Origin of the sequence: Microvirga arabica, from assembly GCF_016811235.1 — a bacterium.
In the GTDB taxonomy this organism is placed as follows: domain Bacteria; phylum Pseudomonadota; class Alphaproteobacteria; order Rhizobiales; family Beijerinckiaceae; genus Microvirga; species Microvirga arabica.
In genome coordinates this window covers 1-1,634 of sequence record NZ_JAFBID010000184.1, presented here as the reverse complement: position 1 = coordinate 1,634, position 1,634 = coordinate 1, and the positions used below count along the sequence as shown (strand labels likewise).

Sequence of the window (1,634 nt, the reverse complement as noted above, 5' to 3'; positions counted from 1 at the left end):
CTTCAGGCCCTTGAGCGTTGAACTTGACCACCCAGTCGCGCACGATCTGCAGGGTCACCCCGCCGATCCGCGCCGCCGCGGTGCGCGTGCCTCCATCGTAGATCGCCGCCAGCGCAAGCAGTCGGCGGGCCTGCGGACCATCCTTGGTCTTGCGAGCAAGCGCACGCAGCTCAGACGCGTTGAAGTCAGAGCGGAGGGGGATCGGCATGGTAAACCTCCCTGGTTCACCAAACTGAATCACACCTGCCACAATCCGGGAAATCACGAACAAGTCAGCTCTTCAGGGACTTGGTATCAGTCCCCAGATGCCGGCATTCTACAATGCTTCGCGAAGACGAAGAATCCTTCAACCTCAATGAGTTGTGGGCTGTTCAAGTCCGACTAGCTCGACCCGCACCGGTCTGCATCGGGACGACCCATCCCCCACCGCCAGCGAGCTCGCGCCTCGCTAGCGGTGTCCCCATCTTGCTCGATCAGGACGTGAAAATTATAAGACAAGCATCGGACGGACAAGCGGACGCATATCCTGCGGCCCAGAGATAGTTCCAGCATTCGTCTGGCTCAAAGAAACCGCCAGACTGGACCATTGCACTCTGCACTCTGCTCCAGAAATCCTGATGATATGTTGCTACTGGTGAAGAAGGCCCGTGACCAAATGGCGTGCAGACGTCGCAAGAAGGCGCACTCCCCTTTTCGATGGACTCGTAAGGAGCGACGACATGCACTGCCTTACTGCGGTCTTTGGATCTCCAGACCGGAGGTAAACTTCCGTTAGGACAAGTTTGTGTTTCGCTGAAATCCTTCGCGATGCCTGTCGATCATGCTCGATTCCGGCTCTCAATCGTCGAAAGACCTGCTCGTGCCCATCTATGACGCGTCCGAAATTGGACGTTATTCGCTCATGGGGACCTGAATTGTAGCGGACCAAAGGTTGCCTCACGACGGCAAAGTGACCTTTCTGGCGCAGGCGAAACCATAGATCCCAATCCTGACAACTGGGCAATTCAGGATCAAATCCGCCAACTTCCCAAAATACCGTTTTGTTGATCATTGCCGTTGAGGTTGTACTTAGAACGTTTGCAGATCTAATTTCAAAAAGGCTCGGGTCAAATGGCGGAAGATATATTTTTTCTGTATTGACTCCAATGTTACGGAGGCCAGTAAATGAGGCAACAGCGCCGGGGTTTTCCGCGAGGGCTGCCAGCTGCAAACGTAACTTGTCTTTCTCCCAAGTGTCGTCCGAATCGAGGAAGGCTATCCAGTCTCCCGTAGCAGCTTTGCTACCAGCGTTCCGCGCGCGATTAGCACCTCCACGTTGCTGCTTGATAAAGATGATCCGCTGATCGCTAATCGAAAGCCTCCTGACAAGGTCTTCTGTGCAATCGGTCGATCCATCATCCACGATTATAAGCTCCGACACAGGGACAGTTTGTCGGAGCACGCTGTGGATCGCACCCTCAATCAGAGATGCACGGTTGAATGTCGGAATAACGGCTGAGATCTTCATGCGTGTTCCCCTGCTTTCAAAGGTGGCAAGAGCAAGAAGGATTGACTCATACGGGTTTGGTTGGCGTGCTTTTGATGGTGGACGGCATACATCCCGCCGATTCCGATCGCGGTCAGAAGCCCGTATC

General features: G+C 54.5%; 1 protein-coding gene and 1 pseudogene. Both read right to left on the bottom strand.

Features of this window, described 5'->3' with window-relative positions; translation table 11 throughout:
* Window positions 1-208, bottom strand: a pseudogene (locus JQC81_RS32315) (IS630 family transposase); the annotation flags it as partial.
* Between the two features lie 420 nt (window positions 209-628).
* Complete coding sequence (locus JQC81_RS34605) at window positions 629-1,507, bottom strand: glycosyltransferase family 2 protein (protein ID WP_203275843.1); 879 nt, start codon at window positions 1,505-1,507, stop codon at window positions 629-631.
* Window positions 1,508-1,634 lie beyond the last annotated feature (127 nt).